General features: G+C 70.1%; 22 protein-coding genes. 2 read left to right on the top strand and 20 right to left on the bottom strand.

Annotated elements, in window-relative coordinates:
• Positions 1-55: 55 nt before the first annotated feature.
• Complete coding sequence (locus ACFVSU_RS01260; RefSeq protein WP_387136943.1) at positions 56-997, bottom strand: tetratricopeptide repeat protein; 942 nt, start codon at positions 995-997, stop codon at positions 56-58.
• Positions 997-2,880, bottom strand: coding sequence for a glycosyl transferase (locus ACFVSU_RS01255; RefSeq protein ID WP_387136940.1), 1,884 nt, complete (start codon positions 2,878-2,880; stop codon positions 997-999). Before ACFVSU_RS01255 ends, ACFVSU_RS01260 begins: the two co-directional genes overlap by 1 nt.
• A 176-nt stretch (positions 2,881-3,056) precedes the next feature.
• Between ACFVSU_RS01255 and ACFVSU_RS01250 the strand changes: the two genes are divergently transcribed.
• Entirely contained in the window at positions 3,057-4,124 is a 1,068-nt protein-coding gene (locus ACFVSU_RS01250; protein WP_387136937.1) for an AI-2E family transporter, read from the top strand.
• 3 nt (positions 4,125-4,127) lie between these two features.
• Here the strand turns inward: ACFVSU_RS01250 and ACFVSU_RS01245 are convergent, their stop codons facing one another.
• The 9 genes from ACFVSU_RS01245 to rpsB form a co-directional block, all read right to left on the bottom strand.
• A complete protein-coding gene (locus ACFVSU_RS01245; protein WP_375872003.1) occupies positions 4,128-4,853 on the bottom strand; it encodes an alpha/beta hydrolase in 726 nt (241 codons plus the stop codon).
• Between the two features lies 1 nt (position 4,854).
• On the bottom strand, positions 4,855-5,139 hold the full coding sequence (locus tag ACFVSU_RS01240; RefSeq protein WP_387136934.1) for a hypothetical protein: 285 nt from the start codon (positions 5,137-5,139) through the stop codon (positions 4,855-4,857).
• A 3-nt stretch (positions 5,140-5,142) separates the two neighbouring features.
• Complete coding sequence (locus ACFVSU_RS01235; RefSeq protein WP_387136932.1) at positions 5,143-5,904, bottom strand: lytic transglycosylase domain-containing protein; 762 nt, start codon at positions 5,902-5,904, stop codon at positions 5,143-5,145.
• A 57-nt stretch (positions 5,905-5,961) separates the two neighbouring features.
• A complete protein-coding gene (locus ACFVSU_RS01230) occupies positions 5,962-6,525 on the bottom strand; it encodes a DivIVA domain-containing protein (RefSeq protein WP_387136930.1) in 564 nt (187 codons plus the stop codon).
• Complete coding sequence (locus ACFVSU_RS01225) at positions 6,522-7,565, bottom strand: phosphatidate cytidylyltransferase (RefSeq protein ID WP_387136928.1); 1,044 nt, start codon at positions 7,563-7,565, stop codon at positions 6,522-6,524. Before ACFVSU_RS01225 ends, ACFVSU_RS01230 begins: the two co-directional genes overlap by 4 nt.
• 9 nt (positions 7,566-7,574) lie before the next feature.
• On the bottom strand, positions 7,575-8,129 hold the full coding sequence (gene frr / locus ACFVSU_RS01220; protein ID WP_045297881.1) for a ribosome recycling factor: 555 nt from the start codon (positions 8,127-8,129) through the stop codon (positions 7,575-7,577).
• 52 nt (positions 8,130-8,181) lie between these two features.
• Positions 8,182-8,901, bottom strand: coding sequence for a UMP kinase (pyrH, locus tag ACFVSU_RS01215; RefSeq protein ID WP_045297882.1), 720 nt, complete (start codon positions 8,899-8,901; stop codon positions 8,182-8,184).
• Between the two features lie 84 nt (positions 8,902-8,985).
• Positions 8,986-9,813, bottom strand: a complete 828-nt coding sequence (gene tsf / locus ACFVSU_RS01210) for a translation elongation factor Ts (RefSeq protein WP_387136925.1) — start codon at positions 9,811-9,813, stop codon at positions 8,986-8,988.
• Positions 9,814-9,916: 103 nt separating this feature from the next.
• Positions 9,917-10,816 (bottom strand): 30S ribosomal protein S2, encoded by a 900-nt coding sequence (rpsB, locus tag ACFVSU_RS01205; protein WP_387136923.1) that lies wholly within the window; start codon positions 10,814-10,816, stop codon positions 9,917-9,919.
• A 404-nt stretch (positions 10,817-11,220) separates the two neighbouring features.
• Here rpsB and ACFVSU_RS01200 point away from each other — a divergent pair, with 404 nt between their 5' ends.
• Positions 11,221-11,733: a murein hydrolase activator EnvC family protein gene (locus ACFVSU_RS01200; protein WP_387138654.1), complete on the top strand. Its 513-nt coding sequence runs from the start codon at positions 11,221-11,223 to the stop codon at positions 11,731-11,733.
• 7 nt (positions 11,734-11,740) lie between these two features.
• Here the strand turns inward: ACFVSU_RS01200 and ACFVSU_RS01195 are convergent, their stop codons facing one another.
• The 9 genes from ACFVSU_RS01195 to ACFVSU_RS01155 all read right to left on the bottom strand — a co-directional run bounded on the left by ACFVSU_RS01195 (position 11,741) and on the right by ACFVSU_RS01155 (position 18,867).
• A complete protein-coding gene (locus ACFVSU_RS01195) occupies positions 11,741-12,646 on the bottom strand; it encodes a tyrosine recombinase XerC (protein ID WP_387136921.1) in 906 nt (301 codons plus the stop codon).
• Positions 12,647-12,718: 72 nt separating this feature from the next.
• Positions 12,719-13,906, bottom strand: a complete 1,188-nt coding sequence (gene dprA / locus ACFVSU_RS01190) for a DNA-processing protein DprA (RefSeq protein WP_387136919.1) — start codon at positions 13,904-13,906, stop codon at positions 12,719-12,721.
• The gene (locus tag ACFVSU_RS01185; protein ID WP_387136917.1) at positions 13,903-15,426 is read right to left on the bottom strand and encodes a YifB family Mg chelatase-like AAA ATPase; all 1,524 of its coding nucleotides are present in this window, start codon (positions 15,424-15,426) and stop codon (positions 13,903-13,905) included. Before ACFVSU_RS01185 ends, dprA begins: the two co-directional genes overlap by 4 nt.
• Positions 15,423-15,791 (bottom strand): YraN family protein, encoded by a 369-nt coding sequence (locus tag ACFVSU_RS01180; RefSeq protein WP_387136915.1) that lies wholly within the window; start codon positions 15,789-15,791, stop codon positions 15,423-15,425. The genes ACFVSU_RS01185 and ACFVSU_RS01180 overlap by 4 nt, the downstream gene beginning before the upstream one ends.
• Before the next feature lie 112 nt (positions 15,792-15,903).
• Positions 15,904-16,227 (bottom strand): DUF2469 family protein, encoded by a 324-nt coding sequence (locus ACFVSU_RS01175; RefSeq protein ID WP_045297888.1) that lies wholly within the window; start codon positions 16,225-16,227, stop codon positions 15,904-15,906.
• 61 nt (positions 16,228-16,288) lie between these two features.
• Complete coding sequence (locus ACFVSU_RS01170) at positions 16,289-16,948, bottom strand: ribonuclease HII (protein WP_056367530.1); 660 nt, start codon at positions 16,946-16,948, stop codon at positions 16,289-16,291.
• The gene (gene lepB / locus ACFVSU_RS01165; protein WP_387136912.1) at positions 16,945-17,721 is read right to left on the bottom strand and encodes a signal peptidase I; all 777 of its coding nucleotides are present in this window, start codon (positions 17,719-17,721) and stop codon (positions 16,945-16,947) included. The genes ACFVSU_RS01170 and lepB overlap by 4 nt, the downstream gene beginning before the upstream one ends.
• A 132-nt stretch (positions 17,722-17,853) precedes the next feature.
• Positions 17,854-18,204 carry a 50S ribosomal protein L19 gene (gene rplS, locus ACFVSU_RS01160; RefSeq protein WP_310291209.1) on the bottom strand — a complete coding sequence of 117 codons (351 nt, stop codon included), beginning with the start codon at positions 18,202-18,204 and terminating at the stop codon, positions 17,854-17,856.
• Positions 18,205-18,372: 168 nt separating this feature from the next.
• Entirely contained in the window at positions 18,373-18,867 is a 495-nt protein-coding gene (locus ACFVSU_RS01155; protein ID WP_387136909.1) for an MFS transporter permease, read from the bottom strand.
• Positions 18,868-18,929 lie beyond the last annotated feature (62 nt).

The raw sequence follows: 18,929 nt of genomic DNA, 5'->3' as shown, positions 1-18,929 counted from the left end.
CATCCGGGGCCCTCATCAGCGAAGTGGATACTCCGTCGTCAGGTGAGCGGATCGCTCAGAACAGCAGCGACGCCAGGCGACCCCGGGCGGCGATGACGCGCGGGTCGGCGTCCCCGACGAGCGCGAAGAGCTCGAGCAGCCGTTCGCGCACCGGGGTGCGCTCATCAGCCGGAAGCTGGGCGAACAGATCGAGCAGGCGCCCGTAGGCGTCTTCGACGTGCCCGCCGGCGAGGTCGAGATCGGCGACGGTGAACTGCGCGGCGACGTCCTGAGGGGCGGATGCTGCGGCCGCGCGGGCGGCCTGCAGATCGACGCCCTGCACACGGTCGAGCAGGCGCACCTGCCCGAGGCCGGCGCGTGCCTCCGCATCGCGGGGGTTCTCGACGAGGGCCTGCTCGTACGCGGCGACGGCGCGCGCGTAGTCGCCCTCCTCGATGGCCGCGAACGCCTCGGCGTGCAGCGGAGGAAGCGGCGGCTCCTCGGCGGGGGCTTCCTCGGGTGCCTCTCCGTCGACGGACGCGGAGCCGGTCACGCCGTTCTGCGCGGCGAGCTGAAGGAGCTGCGCGAACACCTCGCGCACCTGCTGCTCAGGCACGGCGCCCGTGAACATCGGCACCGGCTGGCCGGCGACCAGGGCGACGACCATCGGAATCGACTGGGCGCGGAACGCCTGCGACAGCTGGGGGTTGGCGTCGACGTCGACCTTGGCCAGCACGACGCGGCCGCCGAGTTCGACCACGACCTTCTCGAGGATCGGGCTCAGCTGCTTGCAGGGGCCGCACCACTCGGCCCAGAGATCGACGACCACGGGGACGGTGCGCGACAGCTCGAGCACCTGCGGGAACGTCTCGTCGGTGACGTCCAGCACGAGGGACGGAACCGCGACGCCGGCGCCGGCCGGAGCTTCCTCACCCGGCGCGGCGGGCGCCGGACGGTTACGGAGGGAGGACAGGTCGACGGCACCGCGCAGCGAGGCGCCCAGAGTGGGATCGGTCACTACAGAATCTTCGCATCGAGGATGTCGGACGAGTAACCGAGCAGCCGGATCTTCTCGTTCGACCCCGGACCGGGCACGTAGAAGAACACCTGGTCGCTGAAGGTCGTCGCGAATCCGGTCTGCGACTGGTCGACGCCGGCGAGCGTCTTGACCGTCCGGTTGTCGTTGACCTTGATCACGGCGTCCGCGTTGGTCGGCTTCACCGTGTCGATCTCGTTGATGTTCACGGCGACGATCGCACCGCTCTCGACCGTCTGCAGCGCGAACGGCTCCTGCACCCCGGCTGCCGAGCTGAACTCCAGGTTTCCGGTCGACGATGCGGTCTTGTTGAACTCTTCGAGCCGGCGCTGGCGGTCGGCCGCGATGCTGGCTCGGAGCTGGTCGCCGTCGGCCTCGAAGAGGTCGTAGTACTGGCTGGACTCACCGTTGGTGATGATGTCCGAGTACGCGGCGGCGATCTCGTTCGGCGGCAGCAGGAGGAACGGCGAGTCCGGCTCGACCTGCGGTGCGCCGATGTAGGCGGGCGCGAGGTCGGGAAGGGTCGTCGAGGCCTCCAGGCTTCCGACATACGACAGCTTGTAGTCCGCCCACTGATCCTGCTGCGTCAGCACCATGATGCTCGACGTCTTGGATTCGTCGTCGTCCGCGACGGCGATGACCGAGCGCGGCCAGCCGTCGTACGCCTGCGGCAGGATGATCTCGAGAGGCTTCGCCAGGATCGGCGCCGGCGCCGGGTAGTCGCCGAGGGCGGCCCGCAGCTTGTAGTTCGTGTCGCGTGCCGCGAGTGCCGCGCCCTCGAGGCGCGTGTCGGCGAGGTCGCCGTCCATCGCCGCGTCCGCGTCTGCCACCGTGGCGGCGATGCGGGTGAGGATGCGCTCGGCCTGGGCCTTCGTGACGGCCGGCGCCTGCTGGCCGTCGGGGGCGATCACGGTCGCGGTGGGCGACGGCGTCGGCGACGAGCCGAGCTGCGGCCAGGCATCGGCCGAGCAGCCCGAGAACAGCAGCGCCGAGACGGCCACCACGGGGAGCACCGCGAACGCGCGACGGCCGGCGCTCGAGACGGCGCGCCGCGTCGGCTTCGCGCTGCTGATCACGCCCTTGTCGTCGTGGTCGATCGCGATGTCGATGGGTTCGGTGACAGGCAGCGGCAGCCCCTTGCGTCGCGGCCCGCGCTTACGGCGCGCGTGGCGGATGCCGAGGATGTACAGGAACACGCCGACCGCCATCAGGATGCCGCCGACGACGATGAGCGGCCCCGCCCACGGCGTCGACGTCTGCAGCGGCCAGGAGACCGTCACCTTGCTCGGCGCGGGGGCGGTGCCGTCCGCGGCGACGAGCACGCTCATGTCCTCCGGCAGCTGCAGCGGAGCGATGAGAAGGTCGGTCTGCTGGTACTCGTCGAGCCACAGGTCCGATCCGACAGGCGTGCGACCGGTCGTCTCTGCGGCGGCGTCCCCGCTTGTCGCGTCATCGGTCGCGGCCGCGTCGTCGGCGGCAGCGTCACCGGCTGCCGCATCTTCGGCCGGAGCCTCAGCAGCGGGATCGACGGTCGCGTCGACTGCGGGTTCGACCACCTGGGTGTCGAGGGCGCCCTGGTCGTCCAGCGTGACGTGGGTGTAGGTCGAGTCGGAGAGCCAGGCCTCCATGTCGGCGGTGCGGCCGTAAGAGGCGAAGATGTCGCCCTCGGCCTGGGCGCGCAGCGTCTGCGTGCCGGGCATCTGGTTGAGCACGGCGCCGTCGATGAGGAGATACGGAGTCTGCTCTTCGACCGAGATCGCCGCGGTCTCGGTCTTGGGTCCCTGGAAGATCGTCCGCTGGGCGATGCCCGCACCGATCATCACGGTGGCGAGCACGAAAGCCGCCACGGCCCACACGAAACGCACGAAGAACACCTTTCCGGGGCGCGCGGACACAGCGCAGCCCTTCGATTCGACAGTTCAGACTAGCGAATACGACCTGAGAGGCGCGTGGGAGGCGGCATTCCCGGGGCTGAACGTCCCTGATGCGTATCCTGGGCGAACAGACGAATCGACACCGTGTCGACTTGAGGGGGAACTCGATGAAGCTGCACAACCCGTTCCGCACAGCGCTGCTCGCGACGCTGGGTGTCGGGCTCGGGCTGCTGCTCATCGGAAGCATCCAGAACCTCCAGACGATCCTGCTGTACGTCGGCACGGCGCTCTTCCTGTCGCTGGGCCTGGATCCGATCGTGGCCTGGCTCGAGCGCCGCAAGCTGCCGCGCTGGGCGGCCGTCCTCATCACGATCCTGGGGGTGCTCGCCGTCTTCGCGGGGATCATCCTCATGGTCGTGCCGATCATCGTGCAGCAGATCGGTCAGCTCGTCACGACGATCCAGGACCTCGCCGAGAAGGGCGAGTTCGATGATCCGGTGAGTGCGATCCAGGACTGGCTGCACGCGGTCTTCCCCGCCCTCAACGTCGACGAGGTGTGGGGCTATATCGAGGACTGGTACGCCTCGCTCGACGTGGGCGCGATCGGCTCCGAGGTCGGCGGCAGCATCATCGCGATCATCGGCGCCCTCATCGCCGGGTTCGCCGGTGCGTTCATCGTGCTGATCCTCACGATCTACTTCACGGCGTCGACGCCGAACCTGAAGCGCGCCGTCTACCAGCTGGTCCCGGCGTCCAAGCGTGCGCGCTTCATGGACCTCGGCGAGCAGATCACCGACTCGGTCGGCTACTACGTCATCGGCCAGGTCACGCTCGGCCTCATCAACGGTGTGCTCAGCGCGATCTTCCTCACGATCATCAAGGCGCCGTTCCCCGCCGTGCTCGCGGTGATCGCCTTCTTCTTCTCGCTGATCCCTCTCGTGGGCACGCTCACGGGCTCGATCATCATCGTGTTCACGTGCCTGGTCGTGGGCTCCCCCACGACCGCCTTGATCGCCGCGATCTACTACCTGATCTACATGCAGATCGAGGCGTACGTGATCTCGCCGCGCATCATGGGACGCGCGGTGGCGGTGCCCGGTGCGGTCGTCGTGATCGCCGCCCTCGCCGGTGGATCACTGCTCGGCCTGCTCGGCGCCCTGGTCGCGATCCCCGTGGCCGCCAGCATCCTGATCATCTACCGACAGGTCGTGATCCCGCGTCAGAACGAGCGCTGAGGCTCAGCCCTCGGCGGCCGGGCCGTGCCATTCGAGCGGCAGCGGCAGGGCGTCGGGGTTGACCGCAGCGACGATCTCGGTCAGCACGCGGCGGGTCTGGTTCTCCCCCACCCACAGATGCTTGCCGCCCTCGACCGGGATCAGGACGGCCTCCGGGACGCTCGCGAAGCGCTGGGCCGCGGCATCCGGTCGAAGGTAGTCGTCGAACTCGGGGACGAGCACGATCAGACGACGCTCGTCCCCCGCCCACGCCGCGACCTCTTCGTCGGTCGCGCGGTGCAGCGGCGGCGACAGCAGCACCGCGCCCTCGACGCCGTGGTCGCGACCGTACTTGAGCGCGAGCTCGGTGCCGAACGACCAGCCCACGAACCACGGTCGCGGGAGGCCGCGCTCGCGCACGAAGTCCATCGCCGCAGCGACGTCGAAGGCCTCGGCACGACCGCCGTCGAACGAACCGTCGCTGGTCCCGCGCGGCGAGGTCGTCCCGCGGGTGTTGAACCGCAGCACGGCGAGATCGGCGAGGGCGGGAAGGCGCCCGGCCGCCTTGCGCAGGATGTGGGAGTCCATGAAGCCGCCGGCCGTCGGAAGCGGATGCAGCGTCACGAGCGTCGCGACGGGCTCGCGGGTCTCGGGCAGGGCGAGTTCGCCGACGAGGGTCAGCCCATCGAGCGTCTCGAGCTCGATGTCCTCGCGGCGCGCGGGCAGCAGCATCGGTCCGCGGATCTCCATGTCAGGCCACCTTCCAGCAGTGCTGATGCCAGTGCCGCCGTGCGGCGAGGTCCGCAGCGTCGCCCAGCACGCCGTCGGCGCGCCACGCCACCAGGTGCGCGACGCCGACGTCGATCTGCCGACCGCACCCGGGGCACGTGTACGGCTTCTGCGCCTGTGCGGCCGAGACCGGCTGCACGGTCCACTCGACACCGCGGCGCATCTCGGTGCGCTTCCAGCCCGCGAGCAGGCGCTCGAACGAGTCGTCGCCGCCCGAATCGTGTCGACGGCGGTTGGAGCGCGGCACGACTCAGTACCAGCCTGTGCGCTGCGAGTGGTCCCACGCGCCGCACGGCGTGCTGTAACGGCCGCCGATGTAACCGAGACCCCAGGCGATCTGCGTCGCGGGATTCGTCTCCCAGTCGGCGCCGGCGCTGGCCATCTTGCTGCCCGGGAGCGCCTGCGGGATGCCGTAGGCGCCGCTGCCCGCGTTGTACGCGTTGACGCGCCAGCCGGACTCCTTCTTCCAGAGCGCGACGAGGCAGGCGAACTGGTCGTCTCCCCAGCCCCGCGCCAGCACCATGTCGTAGGCGATGGCCTGCGCGCTGCCCGGGTCCGGCGTGACGAACGGAGGACGCCACCCGCCGGAGGACGACGACGTGGAGGTCGATGCCTGGACGGTCGGCGTCGGCTTCGGCTTCACGTAGACCGTGTAGTTGCCGCGGTCGAGAGCCGCGGGCTCCGGATCTGCCGCGGACTCGTCGCCGGCGCGGGACTGGACGTCATCGAGTCCGCTGGCGTAGAGCGAGACCTGCGACTCCTCGTCGGCGCTCGCCTGGGCCAGCGCGAGTCCCGTCGGACCGATGTACGCGACGACGAAGCCGAGCACAGCGAAGGCGGCGAACGCGCCGACGACACCACGGCGACGAGACCAGCGCGGAGCAGGCTTGCGGGGCGGCGAAGACGGCGTCGAGGGACTGGATGCTGCCACCGCGACCGGCCTCGCAGACCGGGCCGCCACCTCGTGACGTCGGGCGCGTCTGGTCGGGTACAGCTCGTTTCCAGAAGTCACAGTGTCCCGATTCTCGCATACCGGCACGACGAGGTGCCATCCGCGGACCCGCGCGTCTCACTTGACGGCGAGCATCACCTCGACGACGGCATCGAGCACGGCGTCGACCTGCGTCTCGCGGTACCCCCCGCGCTGCATGCGGAACGCGACGGAGCGCACCTGCTCGACGGTGACGGAGTCGCCCGTCTCGAGGAACCGCGCGAGCTTGTCGGTGACGAGGTCGACCTCCGCGATGCGGTAGCCGTAGCGCAGCGGCGACACGCGGTCGAAGCGGCGCTTGGCCGGCCGGCTGAGGCGGTCCAGCACCTCCTGGGCGAGCTCGCGGGTGTGGCCGACCCACTCCCTGGCACCGGTGGCAGCGACCGCCGACGAGCGCTCGCGGGCGGCGAAGGCATCCTCGATGCGGCCGAGTGCGGCGTCCACCGAAGCGATGGCGTAGCCGTGGCGCACCAGCGGGAACGCGACCTGACGGATGTCGGCGGACGTGAGTGCGTCGCTGCCGCGCTCGAACGACGCGCGTGCGCGGGCGAGGAACTCGTCGACGGGCTGCTTGTCGTAGCCCTTCTCGCGCCCACGGGCTTCGGGGAAGGACGCCCGGGCGGTCGTCTCGGATGCCGTCATGATGCCACCAGCGGAGTGAAGAGGTAGTAGAGGGTCAGCGCCGCGACGACCGACAGGAGGATCGAGTCGAGGCGATCCAGGACGCCGCCGTGACCCGGGAGCCAGGAGCTCATGTCCTTGATCCCGAGGTCGCGCTTGATCATCGATTCTCCCAGGTCGCCGACCGTGGCCGTGGCGAGGATGAGGATGCCGAACACGGCGCCCATCCACCACTCGAGGCCCAGCATGAAGAGCCCGACGAGCACGCCGGCGAGGATCGCGGCCGCAGCGGCACCCGCGAAGCCCTCCCACGTCTTCTTCGGGCTGATGCGGGGAGCCATGGGATGCTTGCCCATCGTGATCCCCGCGGCGTAGGCGCCCGTGTCGACCGCGACGGCGACGATGATGAACGACAGGACCCACAACTCGCCGCCCTCCTTCGCCAGCAGCACGAGCGTGAGGCTTCCGAGGAAGGCGACATAGAGCTGGAGGAACGTCGCGATGAGCACGTCGCCCAGCACCAGACCGTACGGCCTGCCGTCGTGCGACGCCATTTGACCGACCAGTCGCCACACCACGACGAAGGCGAGTGCGACGAACAGCAGCACCCAGTGCAGCCACGAGTCGACGAAGTACGCCGACAGCACGACCACCGCACCCGCGATGAGCTGCGGGATCAGATCGACCCGGCGACCGCTCGCGATGAGGGCCCGAGAGAACTCGAAGAGCGCGAGCAGCGCCGCGGCCAGGGCGAACGGCACGAACGCCCATTTGACGAACAGCAGCGACCCGAGCAGGACGAGACCGATCGCGAGGCCGATGAGGATCGCGACGATCAGGTCGCGCCCCGTCCGCTCCTTGATGCGCTCGTTCGCCTCCTCGAAATCGGCCCGCGCCTGCGCGACGTGGCCTTCCAACTCGCTGCGCGCCGCGCGCAGATGAGACTGCAGTGCGGGGCCCGTGTCAGGGGTCTCGGCGGCACGGCGTGCCTCGCCGGCCTCGCGCCGCGTCTGCGGTGAGGACGGCTGGTCGCTCCGCGGCGGGTCGGATGCGTCGGTCATGGGCAGACCTCAGACCTCGAGGAGCTCGGCCTCTTTGCGCTTGAGCGCCTCGTCGATGGCGTCGACGTGCGCGCGCGTGAGCGCGTCGAGCTCCTTCTCGCCGCGAGCGAGCTCGTCCTCGCCGACCTCGCCCTTCAGCGCGTCGATGTCGTCCTTCGCCTTGCGACGGATGCCGCGCACGTGGACCTTCGCGTCCTCGCCCTTGGTGCGCGTGAGCTTCACGTACTCCTTGCGGCGCTCCTCGGTGAGCTCGGGCATCGTGACGCGAACGAGGTTGCCGTCGTTCGTGGGGTTCACACCGAGGTTCGGGATGTCGCGGATCGCCTGCTCGATCGCCTTCAGCGCCGACTTGTCGTACGGCGTGATGAGGAGTGTGCGCGCCTCGGGGTTGTTGATCGACGCGAGCTGCGCGAGCGGCGTCGGGCTGCCGTAGTAGTCGACGAGGACCTTCTGGAACAGCTGCGGGTTCGCGCGTCCGGTGCGCACCGTGGCGAAGTCCTCCTTCGCAGCCTCGACGGCGCGGTCCATGCGCACTCCGGCATCGGCCAAGACGTCCGCGATCACAGTGTCTCCTTCGCGTAGATGGGGCTGGTCAAGTCTATCGACGCGGGACGCGTCACGCCGTGACCAGCGTGCCGATGGTGTCGCCCAGCAGAGCCTTCGTCACGTTGCCCGCGGGCTCCATGCCGAACACGCGCATGTCCATGCGGTTGTCCATGCAGAGGCTGAACGCGGTCGAGTCGACGACCTTGAGACCCCGCTGCAACGCGTCGAGATACGTGATGCGATCGATCAGGGTGGCCGAGGCATCCTTCTTCGGATCGGCGGTGTACACCCCGTCGACGCCGTTCTTCGCGACGAGCACCTCCTGCGCGTCGATCTCGAGAGCGCGCTGGGCGGCGACCGTATCGGTGGAGAAGTACGGCAGGCCGGCGCCGGCGCCGAAGATGACCACGCGGCCCTTCTCCATGTGCCGCTCGGCGCGACGCGGGATGTACGGCTCGGCGACCTGTGTCATCGAGATCGCGGACTGCACGCGCGTCGCGGCGCCCGCCTGCTCGAGGAAGTCCTGCAGGGCGAGGGCGTTCATGACGGTGCCCAGCATGCCCATGTAATCGGCGCGGCCGCGGTCCATGCCGCGCTGGCTGAGTTCGGCCCCCCGGAAGAAGTTGCCGCCGCCGACGACGATCGCGATCTCGACGCGGTCGACAGCGGCCGCGATCTCCTGGGCGATCTGGCTGACCACGTCGGGGTTCACACCCAGCTGGCCTCCGCCGAACGCTTCGCCGGACAGCTTCAGAAGGACGCGGCGGCGCCCGGTGTTCTCGTTGATCACTGTGGTCCTCTCGTCTACGACAAACTACCGAAGGGCATGAGAAAAGGCCCGCATCGGCTTGCCGATGCGGGCCTTCTCAGAAGGTCAGGCGCCGACCTTATAGCGGGCGAAGCCCGTCAAGGTCAGACCGGCGTCCTTCGCGACCTGCGCGACCGACTGCTTGTTGTCCTTCGCGTAGTCCTGGTCGAGCAGCGAGACCTGCTTGAAGAACGCGTTGACGCGGCCCTCGACGATCTTCGGAAGGGCGGCCTCGGGCTTGCCCTCGTTGCGGGAGATCTCGGTGACGATCTCGCGCTCCTTCTCGACCTCGGCCTCGGGGACCTCGTCGCGCGACAGGTACGACGGGTTCGCGAACGAGATGTGCTGTGCGAGGCTGCGCGCCGTCTCGGCGTCGTCGCCCGAGTAGGCGAGGACGACACCGACCTGCGGCGGCAGGTCCTTGCTGGTCTTGTGGAGGTAGATCTCGAACTTGTCGCCCGAGAGCGTGTTCACGCGACGCAGCTCGACCTTCTCGCCGATGATCGCGGCCTCGTCCGAGATGAGCTCGGCGACCGTCTGGGTGCCGGCGGACGCGGCGAGGGCGGCCTCGGCCGAGTCGGCGTGGGCAGCCGCGGCGGCGTCGAGGACCTTCTCCGCAAGGGCGATGAATCGCTCGTTCTTCGCGACGAAGTCGGTCTCGGTGTTCAGCTCGATGATCGTGACCTGACCGTCGACCTCCTTGGCCGCGACCAGACCCTCGCTCGTGGAGCGGTCGGCGCGCTTGGCGTTGCCCTTCGCACCCTTGAGGCGCAGGATCTCGACGGCCTTCTCGAGGTCGCCGTCGGCCTCCTCGAGCGCCTTCTTGGTGTCGACCATGCCCGTGCCGAGCTGCTCGCGCAGCGTCTTGATGTCAGCGATCGTGAAGTTTGCCATGGGTGGCGGCTCCTTGAATTGGTGAGTTCTCGTGGATGCCTCGGCGGGACCGTCCGGACCGTTCGATCTGGGCGATCCCGCCGGGGCGGAGTGTGTGTGAGCCTTACTCGGCGGAGGTCGCCTCAGCGGCCTCAGCGACCTCGACAGTCTCAGCGGCCTCGGCGCCCGCCTCGTCGGCAGCCGACTCGGTCGCGATGGTCTCGACCTCGGCGACGTCGGTCACCACGGCCTCGTCGGAGGGCGCGGGCTGCTCGAGCAGCTCGCGCTCCCAGTCGGCGAGGGGCTCCGCGTCAGCGGTCTCGTCGGTGGGCTGGTGGCGCTGGATCAGGCCCTCGGCGGCGGCGTCGGCGATGATGCGGGTGAGCAGGCCCACCGAGCGGATCGCGTCGTCGTTGCCGGGGATCGGGTACTGGAACTCGTCCGGGTCGGCGTTGGTGTCGAGGATGCCGATCACCGGGATGCCGAGCTTCGACGCCTCGTCGATGGCGAGGTGCTCGCGCTTGGCGTCGACGACCCAGATGGCCGAGGGCGTCTTCTGGAGGTTGCGGATGCCGCCCAGCGACTTGTGGAGCTTGTCGAGCTCGCGCTTCTTGAGGAGGAGCTCCTTCTTGGTGAAGCCGCTCGCTGCCGGGTCCTCGAAGTCGAGCTCCTCGAGCTCCTTCATGCGCGCGAGACGCTTCGACACGGTCGAGAAGTTGGTGAGCAGACCGCCGAGCCAGCGCTGGTTGACGTAGGGCTGGCCCACGCGGGTCGCCTGCTCGGCGATGACTTCCTGCGCCTGCTTCTTGGTGCCGACGAAGAGGACGGTGCCGCCGTGGGCGACCGTCTCCTTGACGAACTCGTACGCCTTGTCGATGTACGTCAGCGACTGCTGCAGGTCGATGATGTGGATGCCGCTGCGCTCCGTGAGGATGAAGCGCTTGACCTTCGGGTTCCACCGGCGGGTCTGGTGTCCGAAGTGGACGCCGCTGTCGAGCAGCTGGCGAATGGTGACGACGGCCATGGCCGTTCTCCTGTTCCGGCGCGTGCGCGCCTGTTGCGGTTGTTCTCGCGCCGGCTCGTGGCCGGCGTGGCCTGGTGCCCGGCTCATTCCCGCCTCGCGCTCGCTCGGAAGCGTTCGCCAGGACCGTTGGGGATGGATGCCGCGCCGCACCCTTCGTCAGGCTCGGGGCTTGCGGCGCTATGGGCACGCGGAGTCACCCCGACATGCGGAGTGCACAGTCAGTGTATCAGGAGCGGCCGGGCCGCTCCTCCTCCCCCGACGGCCGAATGCGCGCCTTCTCCACGGGTGTCGGTGCCACAGATCCACGGCGTTCACCGCACGGTCACGGTGGGATCATGTCGCGATCGGTTCCCACTCGCCAACGCCGATTCCGCTGCGGGTCGCACCGTCGTGCCGTGGGCGCGATGGCCCTCAGCGTTCTCCTTGCGGCCGCACCCGCTGCCGCACAGGCCGCCGCGGTCCGTGAGCCCGAGCCCGCGCCGGTCGCCGACGGCGGGATGGTGTCGGTCGCGCGGGACTGGACCTGGCCGGTTCACCCGTTCCGGCTCGTGCACCCCTTCGTCGCACCGCCGCACGAGTTTGGGCCAGGTCACCGGGGAATCGACCTGCTGCCCTCAGGAGACGGCGTGGTGCGCGCCCCGGCGCCAGGCGTGGTGGCGTTCTCCGGACAGGTCGCAGGGCGCGGAGTGATCACCGTGGACCATGGCGACGGCCTGGTGTCGACGATCGAGCCGGTCGACCCCGGGCTTGCCGTCGGGACCCCGGTCGAACGATCCACTCCCCTGGGCACGATCTCGGCCGGAGGACACGCTGAGCCCGGCGCTGTGCATTTCGGCGTCCGGCTGGACGGTGCGTACATCAACCCGCTCGTGCTGCTGGGCGGTGTGCCGCGGGCCGTGCTCCTTCCCTGCTGCTAGCCGCCCTTCAGGCCCGCGGGTGCGCGAGGCGGTAGGAGGCAGCCAGTCGCTCACTCGAGACGTGCGTGTATATCTGCGTGGTCCCGAGGCTCGCATGGCCCAGCATCTCCTGGACGGCGCGGAGGTCTGCGCCACCGTCGAGGAGGTGCGTCGCGGCAGAGTGACGCAGCGCGTGCGGTCCCACCTGCGCCCCGAGCTCGGGGCCGAGTTCGCGCGACACGAGGTCGTACACCGCACGTGCGCCGATCCGACCGCCCCGGGCACCGAGGAACAGGGCCGGCACGGGCACGTCGTCCGCGCGTCTGGCGAGGAGCGACGGTCGGCCGCGGACGATGTAGGCCTCGACCGCCCGGAGCGCCGGCACGCCGAACGGCACGACCCTCTCCTTCGATCCCTTTCCGAGGACGCGAGCAGTGCGTCGGTCGCGGTCGAGGTCGTCGACGTCGAGCCCGCACAGCTCGGAGACACGCACGGCAGCTCCGTACAGCAGCTCGAGGATGGCGTGATCGCGCAACGCGACCGGGTCGCCCTCGGCGGCGGCGGATGCCAGCCGGTCGAGCACCCCGCTGAGGGTGTCCGCTGTCGCGACCTTGGGGAGCGTCTTGCCGCGCTTCGGTGCGACCAGGCGAAGGCTCGGGTCAGCCGGGATCGCGCCGGTCTCGGTCGCCCAGGCGAAGAGGCCCCGGACGGCCGCCGTGCGCCGCGCGATCGTCGCGCGGCTGTCGCCGCGCTGGACGGCGTGCCAGAGCCAGTCGCGGAGCTTGTCGAGATCGACCGCGACCAGGTCGATGTCGCCGCAGGCGGTGGCGAGTCCGTCCAGGTCGGAGCGATAGGCCCGCACCGTCGCCGGAGACAGGCGGCGCACCTCCGCGAGGTGGCGCAGGTAGGCCGCCGCTGCCTCGTGGATGTCCATGCGTCCAGCTTGCGCCCGCGCGTGCGCGCGGCGGTGTTGCGACGCACCCGAAGACGCTCCGCCGCCCGCCGATCACGCTCCTACCCGTGGCAGCCTCCATCCCTCGATCCCCGACTCCACCGCCCCATCGAGCGCCAGCAGCCCGAGGATCCCCTCCACGACGTCGGCCGCCATCCCTGCGCGTTGCGCGATCGCGCGGGCGTCCCGCCACACCCGGGTGCTCATGGCATCCTTCACACGGGTCGCGTCCCCGGTGTACGTCCCGCCGACGGAGAGTGCGGCATCCATCGCCCCTCCCATCCCCAGCAGCTCGCGGACGTCATCCGCACTCGTGATGCACTGGGCGCCGTACTCCCGGATGAGCCGATGCGTGCCTGCCGACGTCGCGGATGTGATCTGGCCGGGCACGGCGCCGAGCGGGCGCGACAACGTCGCCGCATGGCCCGCGGTGTTGAGCGATCCGCTGCGCCAGCCGGCTTCCACGACCACCGTCGCGGCGGAGAGAGCGGCGATGAGCCGGTTCCGCTGCAGGAAGCGCCATTTCGTCGGCGCCGAGCCGCACGCCACCTCGCTCGCCACGACACCTCGTCGGGCGACGTCGTCGATCAGCTGCGTATGGCCCGCGGGATACGCGCGGTCGGCGCCGCCCGCGAGGAGCGCGACGGTGAGTCCGCCGGCGAGAAGGGCGGCCCGGTGCGCTGCGCCGTCGATGCCGTAGGCGCCGCCCGACACCACGGCGATGCCTGTGCCCGCCAGGTCGGCGGCGAGCTCCCTCGCCACGTGGTCGCCGTAGTGGGAGGCGGCCCTGGCGCCGACGATCGCGACGGATGCCTCGAGCCGGCGCAGCGCCGAGGCATCGCCGCGCACCCACAGGCACAGGGGCGCATGCGCGCCGAGGTCGTCGAGCTGGGCCGGCCAGTCCGGATCGCCGCGCGTGAGCAGCGTCACGCCGCGTGCCGCCGCTGTGGCCAGTGATTCGGCCACCGCGCCCGCCGACAGCCGCGGAAGCCAGCGCTTGCGCCCTTCGGCGAGTTCCTTCGGCGTGATTTCGGGAAGCGCTGCGCCCCCGAGCACGGCTTCCAGCGCCGCGACGGCGCCGCGCGCGCCGATGATGCGGCCGGCGACGGAGTCGCCCGGCTCGATGAGCTGACACCAGACAGCCGTCGCATACCGAGTCCGGCCCTCATCCGCGTCGTACTCGATGCCGGCGGGCGACAAGGCCCGTCGGGCGGCGTCTGCGCTCAGGTCGAACGCGATCACAGTGCGATCCCCTTCTTCAGGTACAGGGCGCGCCCGACATGCTCCGCCCCGAGCTGGCCGCGGCCCTCGATGTCAGCCAACGACCAGGCGACGCGCAAGACCCGGTCGTACGCCCGCAGGGTGAGCGATCCGCGGCGGAGTGCGGCGTCGAGCGGGCGCCGGACGACCGGAGACGGCGCGGCCGGTCCCTCGCGCAGCCACGTTCCCGGCACGTCGGCGTTCACCTTCCACGGCGTCTCGGCGAGGCGGTGGCGCGCGCGTGCCCGCGCATCGGCGACCTGCGCTCGCGCGCTCTCGGTCGAGACCGTCGGCCCGGTGCCGCGTTGCGCCACGGCGACGCGCGTCAGCGTCAGCTCGATGTCCATGCGGTCCAGGAGCGGTCCGGACAGCCGGCCGAGATAGCGGCGGATCGCGGCCGGTGGACACGTGCACGTGCCGCCGCGGATGCCGTAGTCACCGCAGGGGCACGGGTTCGTGGCGAGCACGAGCTGGAACCGCGCGGGATACTCGGCGTGCGCGCCCGCGCGGTCGATCGTGATGGCGCCGGACTCGAGGGGCTGACGCAGGGCATCCAGCGCACTGGCTGCGAACTCGCCGGCCTCGTCGAGGAACAGCACCCCCTCGCTCGCGCGCGCGATCGCCCCCGGGCGCACCACTCGGGAACCGCCGCCGACCAGCGCGGCGACGCTCGCGCTGTGGTGCGGGGCGACGAACGGCGGGGTGCGCGAGAGCTCGACCACGCGGGAGCCGGCGAGGCTCCGGATGGACGCCGCCGCCAGCGCCGCACGGTCGTCGAGCTCGGGGAGTATTCCGGGCAGCCTCCGTGCGAGCATCGTCTTACCCGCCCCGGGCGGCCCGCACATGAGCAGGTGATGACCGCCCGCCGCTGCGACCACGAGCGCCTCGACGGCGTCGCGCTGGCCGATCACCTCCGCGAGATCCAGCGCGGGCTCGGCCGCCTCCTCGTCGTCCGGGAGAGCGACCGGTTCGTCGGCGGTGACCTCGACGTCACCGCCGTGCCAGGCGATCACCTGCGCGAGGTTGACGGCGGCGAGGACCTCGACGCCTTCCACCAGCGACGCCTCGGGGCCGTTCGCGTGGGGAACGACGACGCGTCGATGGCCGGCCCGCCGCGCGGCCACCACGGCCGGAAGGACGCCCGGCACCGGCCGGAGGCGCCCGTCGAGCCCGAGCTCACCGATGTGGACCGCCGACGCGACGGAGGCCGCATCCATGGAGGTCTCGGTGGCGAGAGACGCGACGGCGATGGCGACGTCGAATCCGGAGCCCTGCTTGGGCAGACTCGCGGGCGACAGATTGACCGTGAGGCGTCGTCGCGTGAGCGGCGTGCCGGTGTTCGCGCAGGCGTTGTGCACGCGCTGGACGGACTCGCCGAGAGCTTTGTCGGGAAGCCCGATGATCCGGAAGTCCGGCTGCTGATTCGAGAGGTCCGCCTCGACCTCGACGCATTCGCCCTCGGCCCCGACGAGGGCGACCGCCCAGGTTCGTGCGACCTTCACGGCACCTCCACGTCGACGAGGTGCTCCAAGCGCGCGGTGCGAGGATCGCCGCCGATGAGGCCGACGGCGTCGATGCGCAGCCGTCGTCCCTGCACGAGCTCGCGGTGCGCACTCGCCCACGCGATCGAGAGGCGCCAGAGCCTTCCCCGCTTTCGGGCGTCGATCGCCTCGAACGGGTGCCCGAACCCCTCATCACGCCGCGTCTTGACCTCGACGACGACCACTGCCGAGCGATCGGCGACCACGAGGTCGATCTCGCCGTCGCGGCATCGCCAGTTGCGCGCCAGGACGGTGAATCCCTGCGCCTCGAAGTACCGGGCGGCGCGGTCCTCGCCCGCCCGGCCGAGGACGTCTTTATCTGCCATTCCGGCATCGTCGCGCGCCAGTGCACGCGCGCGGGCGCGCGGCCGCGGCATCCGTTCAGAACTCGCGGTGAGCCCCGGAATCGGCGGGCTGGGGAGGAGGCGTCAGGCCCGCTCAGGTATCGAGCGAAAGCTCCTCGGGGAGGTGGAAATCACGGCGCGAGAGCTCTTCGACGTTGACGTCCTTGAAGGTCAGCACGCGCACCGCTTTCACGAAACGGTCGGCGCGGTAGATGTCCCAGACCCACACGTCGGACATCGAGATCTCGAAGTAGAAATCGTGCTCGGTGTCGCGGCGCACGACGTTGACCTCGTTCGCGAGGTAGAAGCGCCGCTCCGTCTCGATCACATACTGGAACTGCGAGACGACATCGCGGTACTCGCGGTACAGAGCGAGTTCGAGCTCGCGGTCGTAGTCTTCGAAGACCTCGTCATCCATGGTGAATCCATCCTATGGGCGCGAGCGGGTACGGCGACCCGCATGCGCGTGTGGCGAACGCTCAGAAGAGCGTCGGCGCCTCGGCGATCGACCACGAGGCCCGGTGGTGGCGGCTGATGCCGTGCGTGCGGATCGCTTCACGATGGTCGGGGCTGGCGTAGCCCTTGTTGCGCGCCCAGTTGTACGCGGGGAGCTCGTCATGCAGTTCGGTCATGAGGCGATCGCGCGCGACCTTGGCGATGACGGATGCCGCAGCCGCAGAGGCGCAGTCGCGGTCGGCCTTGATCACCGGGCGCACGGTGAGTCCCCACTCGCCGGCGGGACGGATGTAGTCGTAGTTGCCGTCGAGGATGACGATGGCGTCCTCCGGCACGACGCCGTGCGCGCGGAGATCCGCGATGGCGCGGATCGAGGCGAGCCCGAGGGCGCGCATGATGCCGATCTCGTCGATCTCCTCGGAGCTCGCCCACCCGACGGCGCTTGCGGCGACCCACGATGCCGCGCGTGCCGCGACGTCGGCGCGCTTCGGCTCGGGAACGAGCTTCGAGTCGCGAAGCCCCTGCGGAATGCGTTTGCGCGATCGCGGGGCGTCCACGACCGCCGCGCCGACCGCGACCGGACCTGCCAGCGCCCCTCGCCCCACCTCGTCGCACGCGATGACGAGCGTGTGCTCGCGCAGGAGCCGGCGCTCGAGCGTGAGGCGGGGCTCGGCGACGGTCACTTCCCGCCGCCCTCCGGCTCTGCGTCGGGAACCCCGGCGAACACGTCGTGGTGGAAGTCCAGCAGGCCGAACCGGTCGAACGGCCAGGTCACGAGGAACGCACGGCCGACGAGGTTGTCGATCGGCACGAAGCCCTTGCCGGGCTGATCCGTGTTGTACCGCGAGTCCTTCGAGCGGTAGCGGTTGTCGCCGAGCACCCAGAGGCTGCCCTCGGGGACCGTCACGTCGAAGGGGTCGCCCGAAGCGGCGGTCTCCCCCGCCGGCAGCTTCAGGTACGCGCTCTCGTCGATCGGCACGTCGTTGACCGTGATCTGACCGATGGCGTTGCAGCACACGACGTGGTCGCCGGGAACCCCGATGATGCGCTTCACGAGATGGTCGTCGCTGTCGGGCGCCGCGAGGCCGACGAGCGACAGGACCCACTCGACGCCCTCGACGATCGGAGGACGCGCGGGAGCCGTGCTGGGCGGCAGCCATCCGCCCGGATCCTGGAACACGACGATGTCGCCGCGCTCGTAACCGCCGAAACGCGGCGTGATCTCGTCGACCAGGATGCGGTCCTTGACGTGGAGCGTGTCCTCCATCGACCCCGAGGGGATGTAGAACGACCGCACGAGGAACGTCTTCACCACGAGCGAGACGAGGACGGCGATCAGGATGATCACGACGACATCGCGAAGGAACACCAGCCAGCCCCGACGACGCGGCTGAATGGTCGCAGCGGGCTCGGGCCCGGGCGCCGGCTCGGCCGGAGCCGACTTCTCGGTCGTCATGAGTTCCTTCGCGGGTGCCGACGGTCGCGGCGGCCCGCCTTCAAGGGTCGCACACTCCGGCCCTTCCGGAGTACGGACGAAGCCCCGGACCTGGTCGGTCCGGGGCTTCGTGACAGCGTTGCAGGGAGAGCGTCAGTTGCTCTCGCGCTTCTCCTTGATCTTGGCCTTCTTGCCACGGAGGTTGCGCAGGTAGTAGAGCTTCGCGCGACGCACGTCACCGCGGGTCACGACCTCGATGTGGTCGATGACCGGGGAGTGCACCGGGAAGGTGCGCTCGACGCCGACCTGGAAGCTGATCTTGCGGACCGTGAAGGTCTCGCGAACGCTGTCGCCGGAGCGGCCGATGACGACGCCCTGGAAGACCTGGATACGCGAGCGGTTGCCCTCGGTGATGTTGACGTGCACCTTCACGGTGTCGCCGGCGTTGAAGGCGGGGATGTCGGAGCGGAGTGAAGCCGCGTCGACGGCGTCGAGGATCTGCATGATCGTCTCTCTCTGCGGCCGCCACAGGTCGACCGCGGGAAGGATGGTAAAGGACTGAGTGTGCCGCAGGCCTTCGGCGTGACGCCGTCCAGCTGGTTCCCCTGAGGCAGAACCGGTCAGGGCACAAACAACCATTCTGCCATGGATGCCGCACCCGGCCAAACCGCGTCAGCTCGCGGGTGGAGTCTGCTTCTCCGAGATGATGATGACCTCGCGCGGAGCAGCCTCCGGCGCGTCGGTCTCCGCGGGGATGTAGGCGACCCCCTCCGAGGTGTGCAGGACGAATCGCGAGGGCCGCGCCTCACTCCACAGCTGCCACAGCTCGAGCCAGAAGAGGCCGACGCCCGCGAGGATCGCCACCACCATGACGGGCGCCCACCACGCCTCGGCGAAGAAGCCGAGCGAGATGACGAGCAGGTGCCAAACCGTGAACCCGAGCACGTCCCACCACGAGACGGCGCGGTGAGCCCGCACGGTTCCGCGCGCCCGCACCAGCACGGTGAGGAGCAGCTGCCACAGGAAGACGCCCGGGATGGCGAGGAACAGCACCCAGAGGAACGCCCAGCCGCCGGCGTTGAACACGGCCCATCCGACCAGGAGCCACAGCGGCAGCAGGAAGGCGGCCGGGATCAGCCAGCCGAAGAATGCGCGACGCAGCCACATGCCACTGATGCTACGCCCGCACACGTCCCCGGTGGTCCGCTTCCGCGTGCCGCGGAGCATCC

The sequence above is a fragment of the Microbacterium sp. NPDC058062 genome, assembly GCF_042885375.1.
In the GTDB taxonomy this organism is placed as follows: Bacteria; Actinomycetota; Actinomycetes; order Actinomycetales; family Microbacteriaceae; genus Microbacterium; species Microbacterium trichothecenolyticum_C.
The sequence above is the reverse complement of the archived record's forward strand: the minus strand, read 5'-3'. Positions and strand labels throughout refer to the sequence as shown.

What these genes read in the sequence shown, in the direction of transcription:
- tsf (WP_387136925.1), bottom strand. Translation starts at nt 9,813, where the DNA reads ATGGCAAACTTCACGATCGCTGACATCAAGACGCTGCGCGAGCAGCTC.
- lepB (WP_387136912.1), bottom strand. Translation starts at nt 17,721, where the DNA reads ATGACGACCGAGAAGTCGGCTCCGGCCGAGCCGGCGCCCGGGCCCGAG.
- ACFVSU_RS01155 (WP_387136909.1), bottom strand. Translation starts at nt 18,867, where the DNA reads ATGTGGCTGCGTCGCGCATTCTTCGGCTGGCTGATCCCGGCCGCCTTC.
- rpsB (WP_387136923.1), bottom strand. Translation starts at nt 10,816, where the DNA reads ATGGCCGTCGTCACCATTCGCCAGCTGCTCGACAGCGGCGTCCACTTC.
- rplS (WP_310291209.1), bottom strand. Translation starts at nt 18,204, where the DNA reads ATGCAGATCCTCGACGCCGTCGACGCGGCTTCACTCCGCTCCGACATC.
- ACFVSU_RS01195 (WP_387136921.1), bottom strand. Translation starts at nt 12,646, where the DNA reads ATGGACATCCACGAGGCAGCGGCGGCCTACCTGCGCCACCTCGCGGAG.
- ACFVSU_RS01175 (WP_045297888.1), bottom strand. Translation starts at nt 16,227, where the DNA reads ATGGATGACGAGGTCTTCGAAGACTACGACCGCGAGCTCGAACTCGCT.
- ACFVSU_RS01200 (WP_387138654.1), top strand. Translation starts at nt 11,221, where the DNA reads ATGGCCCTCAGCGTTCTCCTTGCGGCCGCACCCGCTGCCGCACAGGCC.
- ACFVSU_RS01245 (WP_375872003.1), bottom strand. Translation starts at nt 4,853, where the DNA reads ATGGAGATCCGCGGACCGATGCTGCTGCCCGCGCGCCGCGAGGACATC.
- ACFVSU_RS01225 (WP_387136928.1), bottom strand. Translation starts at nt 7,565, where the DNA reads ATGACCGACGCATCCGACCCGCCGCGGAGCGACCAGCCGTCCTCACCG.
- ACFVSU_RS01180 (WP_387136915.1), bottom strand. Translation starts at nt 15,791, where the DNA reads ATGGCAGATAAAGACGTCCTCGGCCGGGCGGGCGAGGACCGCGCCGCC.
- ACFVSU_RS01250 (WP_387136937.1), top strand. Translation starts at nt 3,057, where the DNA reads ATGAAGCTGCACAACCCGTTCCGCACAGCGCTGCTCGCGACGCTGGGT.
- ACFVSU_RS01230 (WP_387136930.1), bottom strand. Translation starts at nt 6,525, where the DNA reads ATGACGGCATCCGAGACGACCGCCCGGGCGTCCTTCCCCGAAGCCCGT.